We start from the raw sequence: 23,472 nt of genomic DNA on the forward strand, positions 1-23,472 counted from the left end.
CCTATAATGTCGTGGGGCGCCGCCCTGTTGGTTCTTGCCTTCGTGGTATTCACCATCGCTGATCCGGAATATGCCGGAGCCATCTACGACAAGGTCAATGCGTTCATTACGGTAAATCTCGGCTGGTACTACATTGCTTACCTGAGTTCATTCCTCTTCTTCGCCATCGGACTCGCATTCAGTCGTTATGGAAAGCTGCGCCTCGGGAAAGATTCAGATCGTCCTGAGTTCAGTGATTTCACCTGGTTCTCCATGCTCTTCGGTGCCGGCATCGGTACCGGCATCCTGTTCTGGAGCATTGCGGAGCCCATCTATCACTACCAGAACAATCCCTTCATGGCCCCGGCCCAGGCGATGACGGTCGAGGCGGCACAAGTCGCGATGCGCATCACCATCTTCCACTGGGGACTGCACGGCTGGGCGATTTTCGCGGTGGTCGGTCTGATGCTGGCCTATTTCTCGTACCGTAAGGGCTTACCGCTCTCCATCAGGTCCAGTCTCTATCCGTTGATCGGAGAGCGAATCTACGGCCCAATTGGTCACGCTGCCGATCTGTTGGCCGTGCTCGGCACCGTGTTTGGCATTGCCACCTCGCTGGGCATGGGCGCGCAACAGACGAATACCGGAATGGCCTACTTGCTCGGCTGGGAGGTGTCGGTAACCAACCAGATCATTCTGATCGCGGTGATTACTGTCATCGCCACTGCTTCGGTGATGACGGGCCTCGGCAAGGGTATTCGTATCCTCAGCGAGCTGAACATGCACCTGACGGCCGTGACGTTGACGCTCTTCGTCGTCCTGGGGCCGACGGCCTACCTGCTGGGGGCAATCTTCACCAACATCGGCGATTACCTGGCCCATGCGATTCCGATGGGGTTGTGGGTCGATCCTGATCCTAAGCACGAATGGCAGGGAGCTTGGACGGTCTTCTACTGGGGCTGGTGGATTGCATGGGCCCCGTTCGTTGGGATCTTCGTTGCCCGAATCTCCAAGGGCCGCACCATTCGCGAGTTCATACTGGGTGTCCTGATCGCACCGACCCTGCTGTCCGCCATCTGGATCACTGTATTCGGCAACTCCGCGATGTTTATCGAGCTCTTCGGCACGGGCGGCATCAAAGCAGCCGTGAACGAGGACATCACCATGGCCTTGTTCAAGACAGTTGAACTGATGCAACTGGGGCACATTCCGGGTCTGCTGGTAGCGGGCATTTGCGGGGTGATGTTGTGGACTTACTTCATTACCGCTGGTGATGCGGCGACCCTGGTAATCGCTACTTTGGCGGCCATGGGCAATGAGCACCCCCCAGCTCGCTACCGTCTGTTCTGGGGACTGTCCTTGGGCGCAGTGGCTGCGGTACTGCTCCTGGCTGGCGGGTTAAAAGCGCTGCAGACCGCATCAGTCATCGCAGCCTTGCCCTTCTCCATAGTTGTTCTGCTGGCCGCATTCGGATTTTGCCGGGCCCTCCGCCAAGAGTCCTTGGGCGCGCCGAAGTCTCCGGCAGTTCCCCCGGAACCTGCAGAACCAGATCGATCTGCATCCAGGGCGCTCCCGAGTCGGCCGCTGATCTGATCCTGTTCAACCCTACTCACTAATCCAACGACTGCAGGAATGGGCTCCTCCCCATTCCTGCGGCCACCTATCGCCCTGAAAAAGCGGAGTCGTCATGCCTACATCAGTAATCCTTCCCCGCCTCATAACAGTCGGTGAAAACGCGAGTGCAGAAATTTCGGCGGTGCTCACCAGTCTCAATTGCCGGCGGCCTCTGCTGGTGACCGACAAGATGATGGTCCAACTGGGCTATGCCACCAGCATGCGCGACAAGCTCCTGGAAAGCGGTTTCGAGGTCGATGTCTTCGATGACACAGTGCCTGAGCCCACGGTCGCTTCGATCAGCGCTGGCGTTCGTCATGCACGTGAAGGGAATTACGACTGCATCATCGCCCTGGGCGGCGGCAGCCCGATCGACAGTGCCAAGGCCATCGGAGTATTGGCGCAACACGGCGGAGAGATGCGCGACTACAAGTTTCCTCGCATCGTGAACGAGCCTGGCCTCCCCATCATTGCTGTCCCAACCACTGCGGGAACCGGCTCCGAAGTCACTCGCTTCACCATCATCACCGACGAGGCGAGCGACGAGAAAATGCTCTGCGTCGGTATCGCCTTCATGCCAGTGGCAGCTTTGATCGACTATAGCCTCACCCTCAGTCTGCCGCCCCGGATCACGGCGGACACCGGCATCGATGCGCTCACTCACGCCATCGAAGCCTATGTGAGCAAAAAGGCCAACCCCTACAGCGACAGCCAGGCCCTGTCCGCCATGCGCTTGATCGGCCCGAACCTGCGACGTGCCTACCGCGATGGCTCAGACAAGCCTGCGCGAGAAGCCATGATGCTGGGCTCGACCCTGGCCGGCATGGCGTTCTCGAATGCATCGGTCGCGTTGGTACATGGCATGAGCCGGCCCATTGGCGCGTTCTTCCACGTCCCCCATGGCTTGTCCAACGCCATGTTGCTCCCTGCAGTCACTGAGTTCTCGATTCCATCCGCACCGGAGCGTTATGCCGACTGCGCCCGGGCCATGGGAATTGCTACTACGGAGGATTCCGACGACGTGGCTAACACCAGGCTGCTCGACGAACTGCGCGCGATCAATGACGACCTGAAGGTCCCCAGTCCGGCTCAGTTCGGTATCGGCAGGGCGGAGTTCTTCGAGCGTATGGAGCTGATGGCCGAACAGGCGCTCGCGTCAGGCTCACCGGGCAACAACCCGCGCGTGCCGACTGCTGAGCAGATCGTCGAGCTCTACAAGCAGCTTTGGTAATTCCCATTCAGCCAACCACGGGCAATCCGCCCTCCGCCAATACTTGAGGAAACAGTGATGATCACCGTAGGACATCTGATCAACGGCCAATCCATTGATGACGGTCAGCGTTACCAAGATGTGTTCAATCCGGCCACCGGAGAGGTCGGCAAGCGGGTAGCAATTGCCCCCAAGGCCACTGTTGAACAGGCCATTGCCGCTGCCGAAGCAGCGTTCCCAGAATGGCGAAATACTCCGCCGATCAAGCGTGCACGTGTCATGTTCCGCTTCAAGGAGCTGCTGGAGCAGAACGCCGAGCAGATCTGCAAGCTCATTGGGGAAGAGCACGGCAAGATTTCCCACGATGCCATGGGCGAACTGCAGCGCGGTATCGAGAACGTGGAATACGCCTGTGGCGCTCCCGAATTGCTCAAGGGTGAGCACAGCAAAAACGTCGGCCCCAACATCGATTCCTGGAGCGAGTTCCAGCCGTTGGGCGTGGTGGCTGGTATCACGCCGTTCAACTTCCCCGTGATGGTGCCACTGTGGATGTTCCCGATGGCCATCGTCTGCGGTAACTGCTTCGTGCTGAAGCCGTCCGAGCGTGATCCCAGCGCGACCCTGTTCATTGCCCAACTGCTTCAGGAGGCCGGCCTCCCCAATGGTGTGATGAACGTGGTCAATGGCGACAAGGAAGCTGTAGATACGCTGCTCCATGACTCGCGCGTCCAGGCTGTTAGCTTTGTCGGCTCGACGCCGATTGCTGAGTACATCTATAAGACCGCCAATGCCAACGGCAAACGTTGCCAGGCCCTTGGCGGAGCCAAGAACCACGCTATCGTCATGCCTGACGCGGACATGGACAATGCGGTCAACCAACTCCTGGGCGCCGCATTCGGCTCGTCCGGTGAGCGTTGCATGGCTCTGTCCGTCGCAGTGGCGGTAGGTGATGCTGCGGCCGATGCGTTGGTTGCGAAGATGCAAGAGGCGATGAAGAACCTCAAGGTGGGCGCCTACACCGACAGCCGCAATGACTTCGGTCCGGTCATCACTCGGCAGCATCAGCAAAAGGTGGTGGGTTACATCGACAGCGCCGAGGCCGACGGAGCCAAAGTAGTAGTCGACGGTCGCAACCCCCAAGTCCCTGGCTATGAGAATGGCTTCTACGTGGGCGGCACCTTGATCGACAACGTGAATCCCGAAATGCTCAGCTACAAGGAAGAAATCTTCGGTCCAGTGCTTCAGGTGGTTCGCGTCGGCAGCATGCAGGAGGCGATGGATCTGATCGACGCGCACGAGTACGGCAACGGCACCTGCATCTTCACCCGGGACGGTGAGGCCGCGCGTTACTTCACCGACAACGTCAAAGTGGGGATGGTCGGCGTCAACGTGCCGCTGCCGGTGCCGGTCGCATACCACAGCTTCGGCGGATGGAAGCGTTCGCTGTTCGGCGATCTCCACGCCTACGGACCTGACGCGGTGCGCTTCTACACCCGACGCAAGATGATCACCCAGCGCTGGCCGTCGGCAGGTGTCCGGGAGGGTGTTTCCTTCTCCATGCCGACCATGAAGTAAGTCGCTGCAGCCACCTGGACAGGATGCCGTCCCAAGACGGCATTCTGTTCATATTCACCAGTCGTTGACGGAGAACGACAACAGGACATCCGGCCTCTTGGCGCCGAGTAGGGACAGCCAATAGCATGCCCGCATGACGATGCTCCCTGACGCACTCTTCTCAGTGCTCGATGGAGTCTTCCAGTGTGTCGATTACGGGCCCGTGGTTCTGATGAAGAAACGACTACCTCCGCTAAACTGGCTGCGATCCTTCGAGGCTTCCGCCCGCCATCTGAACTTCACCCTTGCTGCCAACGAGCTGAACCTGACACAGGCGGCTATCAGCCAGCAGATCAAAGGCTTGGAGTCCCAACTGGGTGTCACTTTGTTCAAACGGCTGCCCCGCGGACTGGAACTTACCGAAGCCGGGATGGCTTATATGCCCGCTGTCCACGAGGCCGTAGAGCGGCTGGCGGCGGCGACCGATGAACTCTTCGGAGAGGGGAGGACCCGTCTTCTTACGGTGCGGGTAAACTTGGTCTTCTTCACCACCTGGCTGGCACCGCGCTTGGCTCGCTTCCGCCAATTGCATCCCGGCATCGGCCTGCACTTCAGCAGCAATATCTGGCTCGCTGATCAGGATAAAGAAGCGGACATCGACATCCGCTACGGCAAGGGCAGCTGGCGCGGTTACCTCGCCCATCGTCTGACCTGGGACGATCTATTTCCGGTCTGCAGTCCTGGCCTTCTCGCCAACGACAGTAATGCAGAGCTGGAGGATGTCCTTACGCGTCATGATTTGCTGCATGTCATTGGCTATGAGGAAGGCTGGGGGTTCTGGCTCAAGCAAATCGGCATGCCCCGTGTGGATCCATCCCGGGGTCTGCAATTCGACACCTTGATCACTGCTCTGGAAATGGCCGCGCTGGGGCATGGATTCGCCCTTGGACGTACTTCGTTAGTGGCTGAGATGCTTGCCAGCGGTAGGCTGGTCGCTCCCTTCGAGCAGCGGGTTCCTACCGATGAGGCTTTTTATGTGGTGACGCCGGAGCATCAGTACGCCACACCTCAGGCCAAGGCATTCCTGGCGTGGTTGCTGGAGGAGGCAGAAGGCGCGCGGAACGCGGCAGGACAGCTGGCATCGGAGAGTTGAAGCACTCAGCCAGTAACGCCTCAACCCGTGCTCGCGGAACTCAGTTCCTGACACAACCAATCGATCACGGGTTGAATGGTGCAGCTGTTCCGGTGTCGGGTGGTCAGGATGTAGCCGTGATCGCTTCGCTCGACGCGGGGCTGAAGTGCTATCAGGCGACCTTCGGAAATGGCGTCCTGAACAAGACAGGACCACCCTAGTGCCAACCCATCGCCACGTATTGCCGAACTCAGCAGCAGCGGGTAGTTGTTGAACTTGAACCCCGTGCCTGCCTGGGCCTGAGGCAGGCCGGCAAGAAGACACCAGCGCGTCCAGTCGAGCCAGCGGGGATTGTTCTTGTCCATATGCAGCACGGGTGCCCTGTCCAGAGCCAAGGCATCTATCAGCCCGTTCAGGTTGTTGCGCTCGGCGAATTCGGGGCTGCAGACCGGGAAGACCAGTTCAGGCGCCAAGAGCATCTCATTGGGCCTTGATCCGACGAACTCGCCGAATCGAATGGATATATCTGCCTCCAGCATTTCCAAGCATGAGTCAGAGTCGGCGGGGGTCACGTCGAACCTGTAGCGAGGGAAGCGTTGCTGCAATTGGCCGAGCCTGGGTAGCAGCCACAGGTGTGCGAAGCCGAAGTTTGCTGCTATCGATACCGATGGCGCGATGTCCAGCGAGTCATCGCGAAGCTTGTCCAATGAGGTGTTGATTTTCGACAGGGCGCTGGAGATCTCTTCGTACAGGAAGCGGCCTTGACCGGTCGGAGAGAGCCGACCTCCGGATCGGTCGAACAGTGCGCACCCGACGTCTTCCTCCAGCGCCCGGATTCGCTGAGATACCACTGGCTGCGTGGTGCCGTGTTCCTGTGCCGCTGCGGTCATGGAACCGAGCCTAAATACTGACTCGAACACCACGAGTGACTTCATGGATGGCAGCGATTTGCGCTCATTGTTCATGGTCTTGAATCCGGTACGGCGCGATAGCGTTGCGGAGCAGGTAGCCAGCTTCCTGCGACTTGCCATACATCCGGCCGTTTCAGGTCTTTCGAATGTTTGCACACTTCGTAGTGGGGCAGAAGTCTGATGCTCGGTATTTCCGCTAACAGCATCCAGCGCATTGGGAACGGTCCTGGGACGCCTCTTTCAAGTGCGCCTCGGCACTGCCCCGGCACCAGACTGGTGCCTGTTTCACGACCTCAGTGCCGCACTCGCGACCCATAAGATTTTTGCATGGGACCGTATCTGCAAAAGCCGGCTAGGCGACCGCCCGACGCTTTGCGAGGCTTCCCTTCAAGAGATGGACGCGAATCCACGGAATCCTCTTCAACCGTTTCGGTTGTGATTACAAGAACTGCCAAAATTGAGCCAAGAGCTCTCACAATCAAACCGCCGTGAGGTGCCGAAATGTTCCACATGAACAAGAAATTCTGCGCTGCTGCTCTTCTTATCGGTCTGGCGTCAGTAGCTCATGCCCAGGACGCTGAGGAATGCAAACAGATCAGGATCGCGGACATCGGTTGGACCGATAACGCTGCGAACAATGGTGTAACTATCGCAGTGGCACGTGCGATTGGCTACGAGCCGAAAACCACCTTGATGTCTGCTCCAATCGCATTCATTTCACTGCACAAGGACGACCTCGACGTCTTCCTGGATTACTGGTCTCCCGCTCTGGACTCCGTGGCCAAACCTATGATCGAGTCCGGCAAGGTTAGCCTTCTTGAAGCGCCCAACCTGACTGGCGCCAAGTACACGCTGGCTGTGCCGAACTACCTGGCCGAAAAGGGGCTTCGCTCGTTTCAGGATCTGACGAAATTCAAGGAAGAATTGGGCGGCAAAATCTATGGCATCGAGTCTGGCAGCGGTGGCAACACCGTGATCAAGAAGATGATTGCCGAGAACATGTACGGCCTTAAGGATTTCAAACTCATCGAATCCAGCGAAACCGCAATGCGCATGGAGGTTGCTCGCGCGGTCAAGCGTGAGGCGCCGATCGTGTTCCTCGCCTGGGCTCCCCATCCCATGAACATCGAATTGCCGCTGACCTACCTCTCCGGCGGCGACGAGGCTTTCGGCCCCAACTATGGCTCAGCCACCGTTTACACGGTGCAATCCACGAAGTTCGCGCAGCGCTGCCCGAATGCAGCGAAATTGGTTTCGAACATGAAATTCGATGTGAACATGGAAAGTGAGCTCATGGCCGACATCCTGGCCAAGAAGGACCCGGTTCAGTCGGCTCAGGCCTGGATCGCCAAAAATCCGAAGTGGCTGGATACCTGGCTCGAAGGGGTCAAGACGTTTGATGGCAGAGATGCGAAGGCTGCGGCTCTCACTCACTTTGGGGCCATTTCCAAAGCTGACTGAGTCCTCGTGACCACAAGAAGACACCCACTGAAGGTGTCCATCTCGCCGGAAACAAATTTTAGAAAGCTGCCAACACAGTTTCTAGGGTTAACGTCATGAGCAAGTTGGAATTCATATTCAAGCAGTTGCCCCCATCGATCACCGTGCGCAAGGGCATCTGGGAACGGGATCTTCCTGCGCTATGGCTGCGTGAGCGGACGCAGGATCCCTCGCAGTTGGACAGCCGGACGCAACAACGGCTATTTGATTCGCACTCTCTCGACGCAGAGATTCGTCTGCTCTCGGTTGATCGGGTTTCGGCCGATCAGGCATGGCTGGAGTTCAATGACGGCCACCGAGCATTGTTCGACTTTTCGCTTTTCGCGTCAGAACTCGACGGGACCTCCGTCTTCCCAGAGGCGGCCGGATGGGACAGCAGTCTGGATCGCACCCTGGTGACCTTCGGCTGGCGAAAAATTGAAGAAGACGTCCAGTTCATGCGCTCCCTTGAGGCGTACCTGAAGTACGGCTTCATCATTCTCCAAGACGTGCCCACGGAGCCGGAGACAATTCTCGAGGTGGGCCGCAAGTTCGGGTACATCAAGGAGACCAATTTCGGCCGTTACTTCGAGGTGTACTCCAAACCCGACGCCAATGATCTGGCCTACACAACCGTGCATCTCGGCCCCCACACTGATAACCCCTATCGGGATCCGGTGCCTGGCATCCAATTACTCCACTGCCTGATCAACGAAACATCAGGTGGACTGTCCACCCTGGTGGATAGCGTCAGCGTGGTTGATCAATTGGCCGCGGAGGACCCGGAGGGCTTCGTCCTGCTGAAGAACACTCCCGTCCGCTTCAGGTTCATCGACAAGGGAACCGAACTGGTGACTCATCGGACGATGATCCAGACGGATTCGAACGGCCGAACGCTGGGTGTCCACTACAGCCCGCGTCTGGACAATTTGCCACTGCTGGACATCGATCAGATGAAGGCGTTTCACCATGCCAGAAAGCGCCTGGGAGAGCTGTTCACCGATCCGGCTTATGAGATTCGCTTCCCGCTCCGGGCTGGCGAGCTGATGTTGTTCGATAACAGCCGAGTGCTCCATGGCCGGACTAGCTTTGATCGTTCGGAGGGGCGTCGTCACCTGCAGGGTTGTTACATCGACCTCGATGGTCCACGCGAGCGTTACGCCAGCACATTGATGAAACAAAAAGCACTCAAGGATGCCGCCTGATGAACATCGTCAACTTTCGCCAGATGAAGGACGGAACCTGCGAGGAATACCACTTTCTCGAACGGCTTGAGTCCGAGTTCAACGAGGGACTCGCGGATCGCATTCTAAATGCTCTCAGGGGCTTGCGCGGCACTCTCAGCGGCTATCAGGTGGATCGTCTCACCCACTCGCTACAGTCCGCGGCTCGGGCAGAGGCAGACGGTGCGGATGAGGACATGATCGTCGGGGCTCTGCTTCACGATCTCGGCGATGAATTGGCCCCCTACAACCACTCGCAGTACTCGGCCTCCATCATCCGGCCCTATGTACGCTCAGAAGTCACCTGGGTACTCCACCACCATGGCCTGTTCCAGAACTTCTATTACATCCATCACTTCGGCGGAAACCCGAATGAGCGTGACCGGTACAAGGATCATCCGGCCTATCAGCTCTGTGTAGATTTCTGCGAACGGTGGGATCAGGCCTCGTTCGATCCGGATTACCCGACGCCGCCCTTGGAGTATTTCGAACCGATGGTGCGACGGGTATTCAGCCGCAAGCCTTTCGATCCCGAAGTGTTAGGTACCGAGTACTCGTTGGAGTTGCTGCCTCGTGGGTAAGGCAATTTCACAGACTGGTCATCAGGAGTCCGATGGCTTGGCAGCCAACTGAGCATTCGACTCTCGATATTGCCCCTCCTTGCGAGGGGCCTTTTTCATTGAGCTCCGCAGAACCTTTTTCCTTGCTGCCCGCAACTGAGTGTCTTGTTAATGGACTGGATGACTAACCCAGAAATCTGGGTCGCCTTCTTCACCCTGACCGCCCTGGAGATCGTCCTCGGCATCGATAACATCATCATGATCGCCATCCTCGTGGGCCGCATGCCGCCCCACATGCAGGCGCGAACTCGCTTCTTCGGCCTGGCACTGGCGATGATCACCCGCATCCTGCTGCTGCTTTCCATCACCTGGATCATGCGGCTCACCAACGACCTGTTCCACGTGTTCGACCAAGGCATCTCCGGCCGTGATCTGATCCTCTTCTTCGGCGGTCTGTTCCTGCTGTGGAAAAGCACCACCGAGATGTATCACAGCCTGGAAGGCGAAAGTGAAGCCGACGACCAGCTTGCTTCCGGTGCGGCGCGCAACTTCATCGGCACCATCATCCAGATCGCCATCATCGACATCGTGTTCTCGCTGGATTCGGTGATCACGGCCGTCGGCATGGTCTCCAACGTGCCGGTGATGGTCGCCGCGATCATCGTCGCCGTGCTGGTGATGATGCTGGCCGCCGGCACCATCAGCGACTTCATCGACCGCCACCCAAGCCTGAAGATGCTGGCGCTGTCCTTCCTGGTCGTGGTGGGCACCGTGCTGATCGCCGAAGCCTTCGAGGTGCACGTGCCGAAGGGCTACGTCTACTTCGCCATGGCCTTCTCCCTGGCTGTGGAGGCGCTCAATATCCGCATGCGTGTCTCACGTGAACGTAAGGAGGATCCAGTGAAATTGCTCAAGGAGCTTCTAGGCGACTGAGGCCGCTTCTGGCCGTTCTCTGTCTGTCACCTCTTCGGCGTGTAGTGGTCAAGTTGGATGTAAGTGGTGGTCAGCGGCAATGCAATTGGGCGGTCAAGTGCGTTGAAATTACGCACAGGATGGCAGCTCAGTAGCTTATGACAAGGAAACGCGCGCCTTCGCAGGCGTGGTTTCCATGGATACCGGACTGGATACCGAACCCCTAGGTTGGTCAACTGCCCCCCAATCAGCGCCAGTTTGAGCGCGCACTTACAGCGCTCTCGCGGCTTACTGTTGGAGCGGTCGTACTGCCGAGTCCGACTCCAGCTATCAGAATCCTGATGATGATCCGAGAGGCCTTTGGATTCCTGGCAATGGGAGCAGTGCGCCGGGCGCGATTACCGCTATCTGATGGTCTTCGAGGACAACCCGTCTGCGGGTGCCTATTCGTGGGCTGATGCATGTGCGTTGCTGAGGCAGCTCTAACTCGCTGACCGGGAAGGGATGGCCACTTCGTCGTCCTGACGGCCATTCAGCTTTTAGTGGCAAACCCGAAACCGAGTACGCAGATACTGCAAGGTGCTCGCGCGCGTGTGCGTATTGCTCCCAACAATTTGTTTCCGCTGTTAATCAGTGCTGTTAACCGAGGCTGTTAACTGCCCTGCCTTACCCCTCGGAGAAAAGGCTGCGCACATTGGGGCGTCCTTGGGGACTGCCGGCGTGCATACCTCGGACTGGGATGCTGCCTCGCTGCCGTTCTGCACGTATTCCATGCGTACCTAGCTGCGTACCACCACTTTGCGTACCGCATGTCAGTGGGAGTGTCGGGCGGCCGCATGCATTGGGGTGGTAATGTAGGAGTGGTCCGAAAACGTTACCTGTAGCGTCTGAAAATTACCTCCACGGGTATCAAAAACGATACCTGTGGCCATACCCAGTTCCTCTAATGGTTCATTTTCGGCACCTGTAGCGTGGTCACAGGTGCCGTTTTTGAACCGGTAGAAATTTTAGGTTGCTACGCCCTCCCAGTCGTTTGTCGGTGCTCGGTTTCGCCAGCAGGGCAGCCAGGTGAGCCGCCAGGTGCGGGTTTTGGACTGCGTTCGGCTGCAAAACAGGGACTCGTCGATCAGCTTAATAAAGCCTCCGGCTACAAGTTCCCGAAATGCGCGTATGGCCAAAGCCCGCGAACAGGGAATCTCGACTTCGGCCTGGCGTATACCAAAGCCGACTGGCCCGTGTGGTGACCAGTGACGTTGCATCAATGTCATGAGCACTTTCGCTTGGGGGCTCAGGTCGAGATACGCTGGTGAGGCCAGAAGGCGGCGTTGAATGACAACAACGCCGCCTTGCTTGTCGAAGGGCAAGCCTTTCCTCTTGGTCATGAGGCGGCTTTAGCGCTGGTGGGCGATCAGCGGTCCGTGGTCGTCGGGCTGCTTGGGGCGGCGGAGGAAATAGTCGAGGAGGTAGGGCATACGTTCTTCCTCGCAGGGTAACAGGCTGTAGCGCGTCACTACGCAGGGATTGCCGCCGCGGTTCAGAGTCTTCTCCGATTGACGCTCGAAGATCACATCGTAGCGATTAGCCAACCTGCTGATGGTACTGCTCAGGCAGTGATCGCCGATACGCTCGGCCTCGAAGCGGTTGAGGCTGGCGCCGGTCATCAGGTGCGCCAGAATGCGAGCGATCTTGCTCGGGGTTTTCGTGGCGGAATTGGCCATGCACAGGTCGTTCAGTTCTTCGGAGCGGGTAGCCTTGTTCATTTGGACACCTCGCCCAGTTGCTTGGATACCCACTCGGAAATTTCGGCAGAGTCCCAGCCTACAGCGCGGGCGCCAATCTTGCGGGCTTGGGGAAACTCGCCACGTTTCATCAGCTCGTAAATCCAAGCACGACCAAAGCCAGTGGCTCGTTGAACTTGGGGGAGCCGCATGATGCGGCGTTCGGGTTGGGGGGCGGTAGACATTGCCACGACCAGATCTCCTTTGCGCTCACTGGCGCTTGGTTGATATGGCTGTGCATTTCATACACCAAGTCGGTGGGGCACCATGCCGAGATTCGATGCGGGAGTTCTTCCGGAATAACTCACCCATGCGGTTTTTCCTGCATGCACTCGAAGGCGGCCAATGCCTCCAACTCAGCAAGGCTTTGCATCAGTTCATTGGCCAGTTTTGGAACTGTTTTCCGGAAACTATCTCCTCCTTTGACATAGCCCACGGCCTTTGACGTGACATCAAGCGTTATCTGGTTGCCGGTTTCCCGTTTCCAAATCTGTAGATCCAAATATGGGAGCAGCCCATAGCTGGTCCAATCCTCATGATCAGGGCGTTCGCGTTTACTTGGGGCTCCTATTCGCTTTGCCCGCGCCTCTTTGAGCCAAGCCGTAAACGAGGCATGTAGAACCGAGTCTGTAGCACTCAGGTCCACCAGCAGAGGCTCATTTGTTTCCCGGAGCGATCCCAGTGGCGCCCCCACCAGTTCTCCTGGGATGCCTGACCATGGCGCATTTCCAATCAAACTCCAGCGTTCGAACTGGATCTCGTGCGCTTCTCCACTCTCAACGCGCTCGTGATCTTGCCGGCATTGGTCCACGAGATCGGAAAAGGTGATTTCTCGTATCGGGCTCGTGAGTGATCCCGCTGAAAAGTCTCCGATGATCATGGCCCAGCTATTGCCGCAATGCTTGTCCAATGGTGAGCTTCTAATCGCCGACAGCTCATCAAGTACGCCTGGCACAGACGACCAAGGCAACCCCACATCTTTGAAGAGTGAGAGGACATCAAGAATGTTTTTGCGTATGCGAAGGCAAGCAACCCAATCCGCAGCGCTGAACTCCTTTGTTGCTCGGTACTTCTCCAGTTCGAACCATTTAGGCAGATCGTCTGATCGGCGAATCATTACCACTACCGTGCTCCCCTTAACACTCCGCTTGCCGTATTGATCACCCTATATGAGCTGAACGGACTAGGTCCGCTTGAAGTCAGCTTGAACGACCTTGCTGGAAGGTGGCGTGGTGGCATAGTTTGCCCAGTCCGCCATCAGTGCTCGCCGTTTATCCAGGAAGTCCGAACGTGAGTAAGCCGCCTCTGTTTGGTCGCGCTCATCGTGGGCCAGTGCCAGCTCGCAGACCTCTCGTGGATAGTGAGTGCGTTCGTTTGCCCAGTCCCGGAAGCTGGAGCGAAAGCCATGTCGAGTGATGTCGTCATGTCCTAGTCCGTGCAACAGATTGCGAATGGCGTTTGCGTGCATAACGCCGCTCTTGCCCTGGCCGGGGAACAGGTAGGGGCTAGCCTCGGTTCGCTCCATGCCGTGGAGCATTTCAACGACTTCCTGCGCCAGAGGAATGTCGAAAGGCTTGCGCATCTTCATGCGCTCGGCTGGAAGCGACCACACGGCTGCTTCCAGGTCGAATTCCGACCACTCGGCGAAGCGGATCATGTGAGAGCGGGCACCTGTGAGAATCAGCAGGCGAGCCGCCACGGCATCGCGGCGCGAACTCTTAGACAGATCAACCATCAGCTTGGGAATGCCACGCCAATCCATCGCGGGGAAGTGCTGGCGCTGCCGGGCTTTTTTCTTCTCGGCCTTGCTCAGAAGATTATCCAGGTGGCCACGCCAGCGGGCGGGGTTATCTCCCTCACGCAAGCGACGAGCCTTGGCCGCATCCAGTATCTGCTCGATCTGCCCGCGCACTTCATCAGCGGTGCGGGTCTTGGTCGCCCAGATTGGACGCAACACTTTCAGGACATGCTCGGTCTGGATGGCGTCAGCCGGTAGCTTGCCTATGATGGGGAAGGCATACAGCTCCAACTTTCGTAGCCAGCCCTTGCGCCACTTCTCCGACCAGGAAGCGCCATGCGCGGCTTGATAATCCGTGGCAAGCATCTGGAAACTCACCTGTCGTGCTGCGGTTTGGTGTTCAACCTCGCGCGTGGCTGCTCGTTCGGCGTCACGGGTAGCCAAGGGGTCGGCACCTGTGGCCAATAGCTTGCGAGCATCGGCAGCGAGTTGACGGGCTAGTTTCAGTGGCACAGTCGGGAATTTGCCCAGCCCCATCTCGCGTCGCCGGCCACCAAGTTGATACCGGAACGTCCAGGATTTGGAACCACTGGCCTTGACCTCCAGCCTCAGACCATCACCGTCTTCATAGGTGCCGGCTTCGACCAGGTTCTCCACTTGCTTGGGGTTGAGCTTTCCCATCCATCCTCCTGCCAGGTGGGGAGTAAAACCATCCCCCCATATGTCCCCCCACTTTTCCACCGGATGACGGTCATATCGAGTGGATATTGCTGGACTGAAAATAGGCTGAAAGTGGCGCTGTGTCTAGGGTTGCCTGGATTCTGATGGAAAGTGGTAGGCAATAAAAAAGCCGGCTTGTGGCCGGCTTTTAGGGGGTGGCTTTGGCTTATTTTTGGTAGGCCGCAACCGCCTTCAGAATCTCAGCGCGGGCTTCATCAGCGTTGCCCCAGCGCTCTACTTTCACCCACTTGCCTTTCTCGAGGTCTTTGTAGTTCTCGAAGAAGTGCTTGATCTGCTCCAGGAGCAGGGCTGGCAGGTCGGTGTATTCCTTGATGTCTACGTACAGCTGGCTCAGCTTGTCGTGCGGCACGGCGAGCAGCTTGGCGTCGCCGCCAGCTTCGTCGGTCATGTGCAGGACGCCAACCGGGCGGGCGCGGATCACGGAGCCGGGTGCCACCGGGTAGGGGGTCACGACCAGCACGTCCAGCGGGTCGCCGTCGTCAGCCAGGGTGTTGGGGATGTAGCCGTAGTTGGCCGGATAGAACATCGGGGTGGCCATGAAGCGGTCGACGAACAGGCAGTCCGTGTCCTTGTCGATTTCGTATTTGATCGGCGCATGGTTGGCCGGAATCTCGATCGCGACGTAGATGTCGTTAGGCAGGTCTTTGCCAGCCGGGATCTTGCTGAAGCTCATGGTCGACTCCCAGGGGATGGGCCAAAAAAGTGGGCGCGATTATAGGCATATTCCCCAGCCGTTGCCACGCGCTTCTGCTCATCCATTAGTCGCGTCCTTGTAGGCAGGATGACTTTTCTGCAGCTCCTTGAGCCGTGTCAGCGGGTCCTGTCGGTAGAACGACATGAGCTGGCGGTACACGGCAGGGTAGGCCTCATGAAGTACGTCAGGGGCGCTGAAGAAGTATTCGCTGGTGACGGCGAAGAACTCGGCTGGGTCTTCGGCGGCGTAGGGATCGATGGGGAGTTCCGCGTCGGGGTTGCGGTCCAGCTGGGCGTTCATATCGTCGTACGCGCTCTGCATCGTCAGGGCCCAGTCGGACAGGCGCATGTCGCGGTGCAGGGGCGGTAGCCCATTGGGTTCGCCATTGAGCATGTCGAGCTTGTGTGCCAGCTCGTGGATCACCAGGTTGTAGCCTGCCCAGCCCCCGCTGGCCTGGACGCCCGGCCAGGCGAGGATGACAGGGCCGCGCTGCCAGGATTCGCCGCTGCGCTCGTCGTCCCATTCGTGGACCACTCCGCTGGGATCACGATGGCGTTGTGGACTGACGAAGTCATCGGGGTAGAGGATCAGTTCGTGGAAGCCCTGGTACCAGTCCAGCTCCGGCAGGTGCAGCAGCGGTAGCTGGGCCTGGGCGGCGAGCAACAGGCGATCTTCCCGGCTCAGTTCGACGCCAGGCAGGGCGGTAAGGTGCTTCTCATGCAGGAACAGCACGCTGCGCTCGCGCAGGCGCTGGTCATCGATGGCATCCAGCCCGTCGAGAATCGGTAAGCGCTGGCGCACCGCCGTCCAGGTCTTCGGCTCGACGGGGTTGCGCGCCAGGGTGCGCTGGCGTCGCCAGTTACGGAAGGACCACATATGGTCTCAGCTGGTGTGCTCGGCGTTCTTGGCGGCTGCTCTTGGGCGCAGGTGCTGGCGGACGAACCCGATGACCATGGGCAGCAGCGAGAGACCGATGATGCCGATCACCATCAGCGACAGGTTCTGCTTGATGAAGGGCACGTTGCCGAAGAAGAAGCCAAGGGTCACCAGGCCTCCGACCCAGAGGATCGTGCCCAGCACGCTGAAACCGAGGAAACGTGGGTAGGGCATCCGGCCGACGCCGGCAACGAAAGGCGCGAAGGTCCGGACGATGGGCAGGAAACGCGCCATGGTCACGGTCTTGCCGCCGTGCCGTTCGTAGAACTCGTGGGTGCGCAGCAGGTAATCGCGGCGGAAAATCTTCGAGTCGGGATTGCTGAACAGCCGTTCGCCGGCCGTCCGACCGATCACATAGTTGAGGCTGTCTCCGCTGATGGCCGCAACCATCAGCAGGCCACCCAGCAGCCATGGATCCATGGCGCCGCCGGCGGCCACGGCGCCAGCGATGAACAGCAGGGAGTCGCCAGGCAGGAAGGGCGTAACCACCAGACCCGTCTCGCAGAAGATGACCAGGAAGAGAATGGCGTAGATCCAGGTTCCGTAGTCGCTGACCAGCATGTTCAGGTAAACGTCAAGGTGGAGGATCAGGTCGAGCAAGTTGAAGTCCATGAGGCGCCTTGTGGTTTGCGGAGGCGGGGATAGGCCGGAGATGACGCATTATAGGGGTAAGTCGCCTTCCTGGAGCGTGTCGTTGGCCAGACGGCTATCGGCATGAAGGCTGCAACTGTATCCATTGTTTTCATGATGGAGGAGAGTTGCGCATGCCGTTGCAGCTCCTTGAACACCCCGCTGTGAGCCTGGCCCAGGGGCATGGGCTGGACCTGCCCAACCAGGCGGCGCGTGCGCGCGCGACCTGGGTGGCGGGGCGACAGGGGCGCCCGCCCTTGCTCCTGGTGGCACTGCTATGGGGACGCCGGTGCATCAATGTGGTGCAGGTGCTCAATCTGTACCTGGACGCACTGTTCGCCGATTACAGCTGTACGCCCGATGGCTGGAGCGAAGCTCAGGCGGCTCGGCAGGTGCTGGCGGCGCTCAATCTGCAACTCTTTCGCCGGCGTCGTGCCGGCGAGCCCGTGCCTGAGCTGAGTGCCGGTCTTCTGTTGGTGCAGGATGGCGAAGCGCACTTCCTCCAGGCTGGTGCGATTGGCCTGGTACGTATCCAGGGCGACGATGTGCACTGTCTGGTGGGGCGCGAGAATCCCCTGGGCGTTCAGGCTGAGTTGGCCGTGGTCCAGCACAGCCTGCCGCTGGTCAGTAACCAGCCGTTGTTGCTGGCACCGCAACCCTTGCTGGAAGTGGCCGACCTGCGAGCATTCAAGGCCAGCTGCGACGATCTCCAGCCGGGGCGATTGGGCGCTGTGCTGGAGCCACTGCTTGGTGCCCCGGGGGCCGCGGCCATCGTGCTGCCAGGCGAGCCGGACAATTTGCCGCCGCCCAGCCCCTGTAGCCGTTGGCCCCGCCTCGAGAACGTCATCGTCGGGGCGAGGGTGGATGGTTGGACGGTTCAAGCGCCCTGCGGCTACGGCTCGCCGGGTCGGATGTTCCTGGCCCGGGATGAAGAGGGCAGGGATGCGCTCTTCTGGTTGGCGGATACGGATGCCGACGAGGCCTTTTGGCAGCGGGAGTGGGTGTTAAGGCGCAGTCCGGTGCCGAGCCTGCCACAGGTTCTGTCGCCGCGACAGCCCAGGCAACATGCCTTCCTGCTGTTCCAGTTCCCGTCGGAACAAATGCGCAGCATGACGGAGCGCCTAGCGGCAGATGGCCCTTGGAATGCGAAGGGTGCAATGGCGCTGCTGGTTCAGTTGATCGAGGCCGTGCGCTCCTTGCAGCGTCGTGGCATGCAGGGGCTCTGGCTCGATCCACGGCAGATCCTGGTGGCGGATGACGGCCGTGTGCTGCTGCTGCCGGAATTTGCGGCGATCCTGCCGGGGGTGTCACGTCAGGCGACGCCGCAAGATGCCGTGCCGCTGGCTCCCGAACTGCGTCATGGTCGTGCATTGGATGGCAGCGCCGATCAGTTCGCCCTGGCATCGCTGACCTACTGGATGCTCTGTGGGCGCTGGCCGGAGATTGCCTGCCCGGAAGGCGGCCAGGTCAGCCGTTACGTGCCGCTGGTTGGCTATGTGCCCGACCTGCCGGCAGGCTGGGATGGTGTATTGGCCAGGGCACTGGCGCCGCAGCCAAGGGCCCGCTTCGAGGCGCTTTCGGAGTTCCAGCAGGCCCTGGAGCGGCCGCTGGCGCAGGTGGCCAGGGCACCGGTGACGAGGCAATGGACCACGCCGTTGCATCTGGCGTTGATCATGCTGATCGGGCTGCTGGCGTCGTTTGGGCTTTGGCTGGGGTGGTGATGAGGTGGGGCCTTCGCTGTAGCAGCCAGCTTGCTGGCGAAGGCGGGGTGAGGTTCGCGAGCAAGCTCGCTTCTACGGGGACAGTGGGTTTCTGGTGTAACCCCTCTCCGGTTTATGAGCGAGGGGTTTGCCTGTTCACTCGCCGTTGATGGGCAGGATGTAGTTCTTGAACTCGGTGTCTTCGTGGAAACCGATGGACTCGTACATCCTGTGCGCCACGGTGTTGCTGACCTTGCTCGATACGCGCATGCGTACGGCGTTGGTCTCGCGGGCCATTTTCTTCGCCGTCTGCAGCAGGCGGTCGGCGACCAGCTGGCGGCGGGCATCTTCGGCGACATAGATATCGTTGAGGATCCACACGCGCTTCAGCGCCAGCGAGGAAAAGCTCGGATAGAGCTGGCAGAAACCCAACAGGCGGTCATCCTCATCGGCGAGGGCCAGGTAGATCACCGACTCTTTACGGCTCAGGCGCTTTTCCAGGAACTTGCGCGAGGACTCGGGGAAGGGCAGCTCGCCGTAGAACTCGCGGTATTTCACGAATAACGGGGTCAGAAGGTCCAGGTGCTCAAGGGTGGCTTGGACAATGCGCATGGCGGGCCTCGGCGTTGGGTAGTGGGCTGGTTTGGTAATGCAGGTGCTATGCCAGCAGACGGCTCTGATCCTGCACCAGAAAATGTGGAATGCGCAATCCAAACAAGCGTTTGAGTGGCAGGCGCGGTGGACTCTCTGTGGGTGCGAATGAATTGGCTCTGTCGGCGTTAGCTTAGCCATCAACGGTCGGGCTGAGAGCCCTGTAGGAGCGAGGGAGACGCCGAGTTCTTGCTCGCGAAATGAGCCCGTTCGCCAGCAAGCTGGCTCCTACAAGGGAGCCAGCCAGTGACAACACTTAACTGGGACAGAGCCAATGAATTCGCACCCACATGAAAGCAACGTCACAGTTCCATCCGGGCTGGAACTCGAACACAGGCTCAGTGCTTGTCGCTCGCCAGCAGGAAGTTTCCGGCCAGGGCCAGGTCGGGTTCGCCCGCGAGGCTCGGCACTTCGGCCTCGTCTTTCAGGCTCACCCCGGATAGCTGCCGACGGCAGGCCTCGCGCATCAGGAAGAGCAGGCGGTGGGCCGCCATGCCGTAGCTGAGGCCTTCCAGGCGCACATTGGAGATGCAGTTGCGGTAGGCGTCGGTCAGGCCCACGCGCGGCGCGTAGGTAAAGTACAGGCCCAGACTGTCCGGCGAGCTCAGCCCGGGGCGTTCGCCGATGAGGATCACCACCATCTTCGCGCCGAGCAACTCGGCCACTTCATCCGCCACGGCTACCCGCCCCTGCTGCACCAGGACCACCGGTGACAGGCTCCAGCCTTCGGCGAGCGCTTGCTCTTCCATGCGCTCAAGGAGCGGCAGGCTATGGCGCTGTACCGCGAGGGCAGACAGGCCATCGGCGATCACCACGGCGAGGTCATAGCCGCCGGGGAAAGCAGCGGCGTGCTGGCGCAGGCGTTCGACCGACGCGGCATCGAGGCGGCGGCCCAGGTCAGGGCGTTGCAGGTAGGTGTCGCGGTCAGGCGCGGCGCTGTGCAGCAGCAGGGTGGCCCGGCCACGCTCGGCCAGCTGCTCTGTGATGCCGGCATGGTCGAAGGGCAGGTGCACGGCATCCCGCGCCTGGGCGTGGGCGTATTGGAAATTCAGTTGCGCCGTGGTCGGCAGGCTGGTGCCGGCGCGGCCAAGGGCGATGCGTGCTGGGGTCAGGCGGCGCAGTTCCTCCCAGGGGTTGGCGGTGGTGCCTGAAGTGAGTTTCGGGTCTTTCATACTGCTCTCCTTCTGGCTTACCCCAACTGTGCCAGCGCGTGGCGGAAGGCCGGTGGCAGCTGATCGCCGAGGATCACTCGGCCATCGCTCTGCACCAGGATGCCCATGCGCTCCAGCCAGGCCTCGAACTCCGGTGCTGGCTTCAGGCCCAGGCTCTGGCGGGCGTAAAGGGCGTCATGGAAAGAGGTGGTCTGGTAATTGAGCATCACGTCGTCGGAACCGGGGATGCCCATGATGAAGTTGATGCCGGCAACCCCGAGCAGGGTGAGCAGCATGTCCATGTCGTCCTGGTCGGCTTCGGCGTGGTTGGTATAGCAGATGTCGCAGCCCATCGGTACGCCGAGCAATTTGGCGCAGAAGTGGTCTTCCAGGCCGGCGCGGATGATCTGCTTGCCGTTGTAGAGGTATTCCGGGCCGATGAAACCGACCACGGTGTTCACCAGGAACGGGTTGAAGTGCCGGGCCACGGCATAGGCGCGGGCTTCGCAGGTCTGCTGGTCGACACCATGGTGGGCATTGGCCGAGAGGGCACTGCCTTGGCCGGTCTCGAAATACATCAGGTTGTTGCCGAGGGTGCCGCGCTTCTGCGAGAGGCCTGCTTCGTAGCCTTCCTTGAGGATGTTCAGGCTGATGCCAAAGCTGGCGTTGGCGGCCTCGGTGCCGGCGATGGACTGGAATACCAGGTCCAGCGGAACGCCCCGGTTGATGGCCTCGATGGACGTGGTGACGTGGGTCAGCACGCAGGCTTGGGTGGGAATCTCGTAGCGCTGGATGATGGCATCGAGCATCTCCAGCATGGTGCAGATCGAGGCGATGTTATCGGTGGCCGGGTTGATGCCAAGCATGGCGTCGCCATTGCCGTAGAGCAGGCCGTCGAGAATGCTCGCGGCGATGCCGGCAGGGTCGTCGGTTGGGTGGTTGGGCTGCAGGCGGGTGGAGAGCCGTCCGCGCAGGCCCATGGTGTTGCGGAAGCGGGTGACGACGCGGATCTTCTGCGCCACCAGCACCAGGTCCTGCACGCGCATGATCTTCGACACGGCGGCGGCCATCTCCGGCGTCAGGCCAGGAGCCAGGGCACGCAGGCTGGATTCGTCGGCGTGCTCGCTGAGCAGCCAGTCACGGAGGCCGCCGACGGTCAGGTGGCTGACCGGGGCGAAGGCCGCACGGTCGTGGCTGTCGATGATCAGCCGGGTTACTTCATCGTTTTCGTAAGGGATCAACGCTTCGTCGAGGAAGTGCTTGAGGGGGATGTCCGCCAGGGCCATTTGTGCGGCGACCCGCTCACCATCGCTGGCGGCAGCGACACCGGCCAGGTAGTCGCCGGAGCGGGCGGGGCTCGCCTTGGCCATGACTTCCTTGAGGCTGTCGAAGCGCCAGGACTCGCCGCCAACGATATGGGAAAAACTGCTCACAGGAAGCTCTCCTCGGTGAGGCGCCCCGCCATGGGAAGGCGGGGCGTGGGCGGGCGTCAGGCGCGGCTCAGCAGGGCATCGGCCGGCGCGTTGGCGCGGTGGTGGGCGGTGAACTGGAAGTAGATATAACCGGCAATCATGAAGCCAAGGAAGACAAAACCGATCAAGGTGTTGAACCATGCCATCGCCAACAGGCAGACCACTGCCAGGACCAGCGCAATGGCCGGTACCACTGGGTAGCCCGGCGCGCGGAAGGTGCGCTCCAGGTCCGGCTCGGTGCGACGCAGTTTGAACAGGCTCAGCATGCTGATGATGTACATGACGATGGCGCCGAATACCGACATGGTGATCATGGCGGCCGTCAGGCTCATGCCTTGCAGGTTCACCAAACCATCGCTGTAGATCGCCGCGATGCCGATCACGCCGCCGGCGATGATCGCGCGGTGCGGGGTCTGGAAACGCGACAGCTTGGCCAGACCGCGCGGCAGGTAGCCGGCCCGGGCGAGGGCGAAGAACTGGCGCGAGTAGCCGAGGATGATGCCGTGGAAGCTGGCCACCAGGCCGAACAGGCCGATCCACACCAGCATGTGCATCCAGGTGGAATCGTTGCCGACCACGGCCTTCATCGCCTGCGGCAGCGGGTCGTTGATGTTCGAGAGTTCGCGCCAGTCGCCGACGCCGCCGGCCATGATCATCACGCCGATGGCGAGGAACACCAGGGTCAGGATGCCGGCGATATAGGCACGCGGGATGGTGCGTTTCGGGTCCTTGGCTTCTTCGGCGGCCATGGCTGCGCCCTCGATGGCGAGGAAGAACCAGATGGCGAAGGGAATGGCGGCGAAGATGCCGGAAAGTGCGGTGCTGCTGAACTCATTGCTGCCGGCCCAACCGTTGACCACGAAGTTGCTGAAGCTGAAGCCTGGCGCCACGACCCCCATGAACACCAGCAATTCCGCCACCGCCAGCACGGTCACCACCAGCTCGAAGGCAGCGGCGATGCTGACGCCGAGGATATTCAAGGTCATGAAGATGATGTAGGCCCCGACCGCTGCGTGCTTGGGGTCTAGCTCGGGATACTGCACATTGAGGTAGGCGCCGATGGCCATGGCGATGGCCGGCGGGGCGAAGACGAACTCGATCAGGGTGGCGATTCCGGCGATCAGGCCACCTTTCTCACCGAAGGCGCGGCGGCTGTAAGCGAAGGGGCCGCCGGCATGAGGGATGGCGGTAGTCAGTTCGGTGAAGCTGAAAATGAAGCAGGTGTACATGGTCGCCACCAGCAGCGCCGTGACGAGGAATCCCAGGGTGCCGGCGGTACCCCAGCCGTAGCTCCAGCCGAAGTACTCGCCGGAGATCACCAGGCCTACGGCGATGCCCCAGAGATGCAAGGTGCCCAGTGTTGGTTTTAGTTGTGATGTGCTCATTGCGACTCCTCTGCCCGGAGGC

General features: G+C 60.1%; 21 protein-coding genes. 9 read left to right on the plus strand and 12 right to left on the minus strand.

Going from position 1 to position 23,472, the window contains the following annotated elements:
• The first annotated feature begins 6 nt into the window (after window positions 1–6).
• From OXH74_RS11770 to gcvA, 4 genes are all read left to right on the plus strand, one after another.
• Window positions 7–1,572 carry a BCCT family transporter gene (locus OXH74_RS11770; RefSeq protein ID WP_375741333.1) on the plus strand — a complete coding sequence of 522 codons (1,566 nt, stop codon included), beginning with the start codon at window positions 7–9 and terminating at the stop codon, window positions 1,570–1,572.
• Between the two features lie 94 nt (window positions 1,573–1,666).
• Window positions 1,667–2,824 carry an iron-containing alcohol dehydrogenase gene (locus OXH74_RS11775; protein ID WP_375741334.1) on the plus strand — a complete coding sequence of 386 codons (1,158 nt, stop codon included), beginning with the start codon at window positions 1,667–1,669 and terminating at the stop codon, window positions 2,822–2,824.
• Between the two features lie 57 nt (window positions 2,825–2,881).
• Entirely contained in the window at window positions 2,882–4,378 is a 1,497-nt protein-coding gene (locus OXH74_RS11780; protein WP_375741335.1) for a CoA-acylating methylmalonate-semialdehyde dehydrogenase, read from the plus strand.
• Between the two features lie 208 nt (window positions 4,379–4,586).
• On the plus strand, window positions 4,587–5,510 hold the full coding sequence (gcvA, locus tag OXH74_RS11785; protein ID WP_375741600.1) for a transcriptional regulator GcvA: 924 nt from the start codon (window positions 4,587–4,589) through the stop codon (window positions 5,508–5,510).
• Window positions 5,511–5,530: 20 nt separating this feature from the next.
• Here gcvA and OXH74_RS11790 read toward each other — a convergent pair whose 3' ends face one another.
• Complete coding sequence (locus OXH74_RS11790; RefSeq protein WP_375741336.1) at window positions 5,531–6,454, minus strand: LysR family transcriptional regulator; 924 nt, start codon at window positions 6,452–6,454, stop codon at window positions 5,531–5,533.
• Between the two features lie 456 nt (window positions 6,455–6,910).
• On the opposite strand from OXH74_RS11790, the gene choX reads away from it, so the two are divergent.
• From choX to OXH74_RS11810, 4 genes are all read left to right on the plus strand, one after another.
• Window positions 6,911–7,861, plus strand: coding sequence for a choline ABC transporter substrate-binding protein (gene choX, locus OXH74_RS11795; RefSeq protein ID WP_375741338.1), 951 nt, complete (start codon window positions 6,911–6,913; stop codon window positions 7,859–7,861).
• 95 nt (window positions 7,862–7,956) lie between these two features.
• Window positions 7,957–9,084, plus strand: a complete 1,128-nt coding sequence (locus OXH74_RS11800; RefSeq protein WP_375741340.1) for a TauD/TfdA family dioxygenase — start codon at window positions 7,957–7,959, stop codon at window positions 9,082–9,084.
• Window positions 9,084–9,683: an HD domain-containing protein gene (locus OXH74_RS11805; RefSeq protein ID WP_375741341.1), complete on the plus strand. Its 600-nt coding sequence runs from the start codon at window positions 9,084–9,086 to the stop codon at window positions 9,681–9,683. Before OXH74_RS11800 ends, OXH74_RS11805 begins: the two co-directional genes overlap by 1 nt.
• A gap of 150 nt (window positions 9,684–9,833) precedes the next feature.
• Entirely contained in the window at window positions 9,834–10,595 is a 762-nt protein-coding gene (locus OXH74_RS11810; protein ID WP_375741342.1) for a TerC family protein, read from the plus strand.
• Between the two features lie 1,370 nt (window positions 10,596–11,965).
• Here the strand turns inward: OXH74_RS11810 and OXH74_RS11815 are convergent.
• The 7 genes from OXH74_RS11815 to OXH74_RS11845 form a co-directional block, all read right to left on the minus strand.
• Window positions 11,966–12,334 (minus strand): hypothetical protein, encoded by a 369-nt coding sequence (locus tag OXH74_RS11815; RefSeq protein WP_375741343.1) that lies wholly within the window; start codon window positions 12,332–12,334, stop codon window positions 11,966–11,968.
• Window positions 12,331–12,537 carry a helix-turn-helix transcriptional regulator gene (locus OXH74_RS11820; RefSeq protein WP_375741601.1) on the minus strand — a complete coding sequence of 69 codons (207 nt, stop codon included), beginning with the start codon at window positions 12,535–12,537 and terminating at the stop codon, window positions 12,331–12,333. The genes OXH74_RS11815 and OXH74_RS11820 overlap by 4 nt, the downstream gene beginning before the upstream one ends.
• 119 nt (window positions 12,538–12,656) lie before the next feature.
• Window positions 12,657–13,469 (minus strand): DUF6387 family protein, encoded by an 813-nt coding sequence (locus tag OXH74_RS11825; RefSeq protein ID WP_375741602.1) that lies wholly within the window; start codon window positions 13,467–13,469, stop codon window positions 12,657–12,659.
• 66 nt (window positions 13,470–13,535) lie between these two features.
• Window positions 13,536–14,771 carry a tyrosine-type recombinase/integrase gene (locus tag OXH74_RS11830; protein ID WP_375741344.1) on the minus strand — a complete coding sequence of 412 codons (1,236 nt, stop codon included), beginning with the start codon at window positions 14,769–14,771 and terminating at the stop codon, window positions 13,536–13,538.
• 205 nt (window positions 14,772–14,976) lie between these two features.
• On the minus strand, window positions 14,977–15,504 hold the full coding sequence (gene ppa, locus OXH74_RS11835; RefSeq protein ID WP_375741345.1) for an inorganic diphosphatase: 528 nt from the start codon (window positions 15,502–15,504) through the stop codon (window positions 14,977–14,979).
• A gap of 78 nt (window positions 15,505–15,582) precedes the next feature.
• Window positions 15,583–16,401 carry a zinc-dependent peptidase gene (locus OXH74_RS11840; protein ID WP_375741346.1) on the minus strand — a complete coding sequence of 273 codons (819 nt, stop codon included), beginning with the start codon at window positions 16,399–16,401 and terminating at the stop codon, window positions 15,583–15,585.
• A gap of 6 nt (window positions 16,402–16,407) precedes the next feature.
• On the minus strand, window positions 16,408–17,073 hold the full coding sequence (locus tag OXH74_RS11845) for a DedA family protein (RefSeq protein WP_375741347.1): 666 nt from the start codon (window positions 17,071–17,073) through the stop codon (window positions 16,408–16,410).
• Window positions 17,074–17,225: 152 nt separating this feature from the next.
• Here OXH74_RS11845 and OXH74_RS11850 point away from each other — a divergent pair, with 152 nt between their 5' ends.
• Entirely contained in the window at window positions 17,226–18,812 is a 1,587-nt protein-coding gene (locus tag OXH74_RS11850) for a protein kinase (protein ID WP_375741348.1), read from the plus strand.
• A gap of 135 nt (window positions 18,813–18,947) precedes the next feature.
• Here the strand turns inward: OXH74_RS11850 and OXH74_RS11855 are convergent, their stop codons facing one another.
• The 4 genes from OXH74_RS11855 to eat form a co-directional block, all read right to left on the minus strand.
• Window positions 18,948–19,403 carry a GNAT family N-acetyltransferase gene (locus OXH74_RS11855; RefSeq protein ID WP_215377912.1) on the minus strand — a complete coding sequence of 152 codons (456 nt, stop codon included), beginning with the start codon at window positions 19,401–19,403 and terminating at the stop codon, window positions 18,948–18,950.
• Window positions 19,404–19,780: 377 nt separating this feature from the next.
• Window positions 19,781–20,614: an ethanolamine ammonia-lyase subunit EutC gene (gene eutC, locus OXH74_RS11860; protein ID WP_375741349.1), complete on the minus strand. Its 834-nt coding sequence runs from the start codon at window positions 20,612–20,614 to the stop codon at window positions 19,781–19,783.
• 17 nt (window positions 20,615–20,631) lie between these two features.
• The gene (locus OXH74_RS11865) at window positions 20,632–22,026 is read right to left on the minus strand and encodes an ethanolamine ammonia-lyase subunit EutB (protein WP_375741350.1); all 1,395 of its coding nucleotides are present in this window, start codon (window positions 22,024–22,026) and stop codon (window positions 20,632–20,634) included.
• A gap of 56 nt (window positions 22,027–22,082) precedes the next feature.
• Window positions 22,083–23,450, minus strand: a complete 1,368-nt coding sequence (eat, locus tag OXH74_RS11870; RefSeq protein WP_375741351.1) for an ethanolamine permease — start codon at window positions 23,448–23,450, stop codon at window positions 22,083–22,085.
• Window positions 23,451–23,472: the final 22 nt, after the last annotated feature.

The organism is Metapseudomonas boanensis (genome assembly GCF_042232855.1).
Classification (GTDB): Bacteria; Pseudomonadota; Gammaproteobacteria; order Pseudomonadales; family Pseudomonadaceae; genus Metapseudomonas; species Metapseudomonas boanensis.

What these genes read in the sequence shown, in the direction of transcription:
- OXH74_RS11770 (WP_375741333.1), top strand. Translation starts at nt 7, where the DNA reads ATGTCGTGGGGCGCCGCCCTGTTGGTTCTTGCCTTCGTGGTATTCACC.
- OXH74_RS11775 (WP_375741334.1), top strand. Translation starts at nt 1,667, where the DNA reads ATGCCTACATCAGTAATCCTTCCCCGCCTCATAACAGTCGGTGAAAAC.
- OXH74_RS11780 (WP_375741335.1), top strand. Translation starts at nt 2,882, where the DNA reads ATGATCACCGTAGGACATCTGATCAACGGCCAATCCATTGATGACGGT.
- OXH74_RS11790 (WP_375741336.1), bottom strand. Translation starts at nt 6,454, where the DNA reads ATGAACAATGAGCGCAAATCGCTGCCATCCATGAAGTCACTCGTGGTG.
- choX (WP_375741338.1), top strand. Translation starts at nt 6,911, where the DNA reads ATGAACAAGAAATTCTGCGCTGCTGCTCTTCTTATCGGTCTGGCGTCA.
- OXH74_RS11800 (WP_375741340.1), top strand. Translation starts at nt 7,957, where the DNA reads ATGAGCAAGTTGGAATTCATATTCAAGCAGTTGCCCCCATCGATCACC.
- OXH74_RS11805 (WP_375741341.1), top strand. Translation starts at nt 9,084, where the DNA reads ATGAACATCGTCAACTTTCGCCAGATGAAGGACGGAACCTGCGAGGAA.
- OXH74_RS11810 (WP_375741342.1), top strand. Translation starts at nt 9,834, where the DNA reads ATGGACTGGATGACTAACCCAGAAATCTGGGTCGCCTTCTTCACCCTG.
- OXH74_RS11815 (WP_375741343.1), bottom strand. Translation starts at nt 12,334, where the DNA reads ATGAACAAGGCTACCCGCTCCGAAGAACTGAACGACCTGTGCATGGCC.
- OXH74_RS11820 (WP_375741601.1), bottom strand. Translation starts at nt 12,537, where the DNA reads ATGTCTACCGCCCCCCAACCCGAACGCCGCATCATGCGGCTCCCCCAA.
- OXH74_RS11825 (WP_375741602.1), bottom strand. Translation starts at nt 13,469, where the DNA reads ATGATTCGCCGATCAGACGATCTGCCTAAATGGTTCGAACTGGAGAAG.
- OXH74_RS11830 (WP_375741344.1), bottom strand. Translation starts at nt 14,771, where the DNA reads ATGGGAAAGCTCAACCCCAAGCAAGTGGAGAACCTGGTCGAAGCCGGC.
- ppa (WP_375741345.1), bottom strand. Translation starts at nt 15,504, where the DNA reads ATGAGCTTCAGCAAGATCCCGGCTGGCAAAGACCTGCCTAACGACATC.
- OXH74_RS11840 (WP_375741346.1), bottom strand. Translation starts at nt 16,401, where the DNA reads ATGTGGTCCTTCCGTAACTGGCGACGCCAGCGCACCCTGGCGCGCAAC.
- OXH74_RS11845 (WP_375741347.1), bottom strand. Translation starts at nt 17,073, where the DNA reads ATGGACTTCAACTTGCTCGACCTGATCCTCCACCTTGACGTTTACCTG.
- OXH74_RS11850 (WP_375741348.1), top strand. Translation starts at nt 17,226, where the DNA reads ATGCCGTTGCAGCTCCTTGAACACCCCGCTGTGAGCCTGGCCCAGGGG.
- OXH74_RS11855 (WP_215377912.1), bottom strand. Translation starts at nt 19,403, where the DNA reads ATGCGCATTGTCCAAGCCACCCTTGAGCACCTGGACCTTCTGACCCCG.
- eutC (WP_375741349.1), bottom strand. Translation starts at nt 20,614, where the DNA reads ATGAAAGACCCGAAACTCACTTCAGGCACCACCGCCAACCCCTGGGAG.
- eat (WP_375741351.1), bottom strand. Translation starts at nt 23,450, where the DNA reads ATGAGCACATCACAACTAAAACCAACACTGGGCACCTTGCATCTCTGG.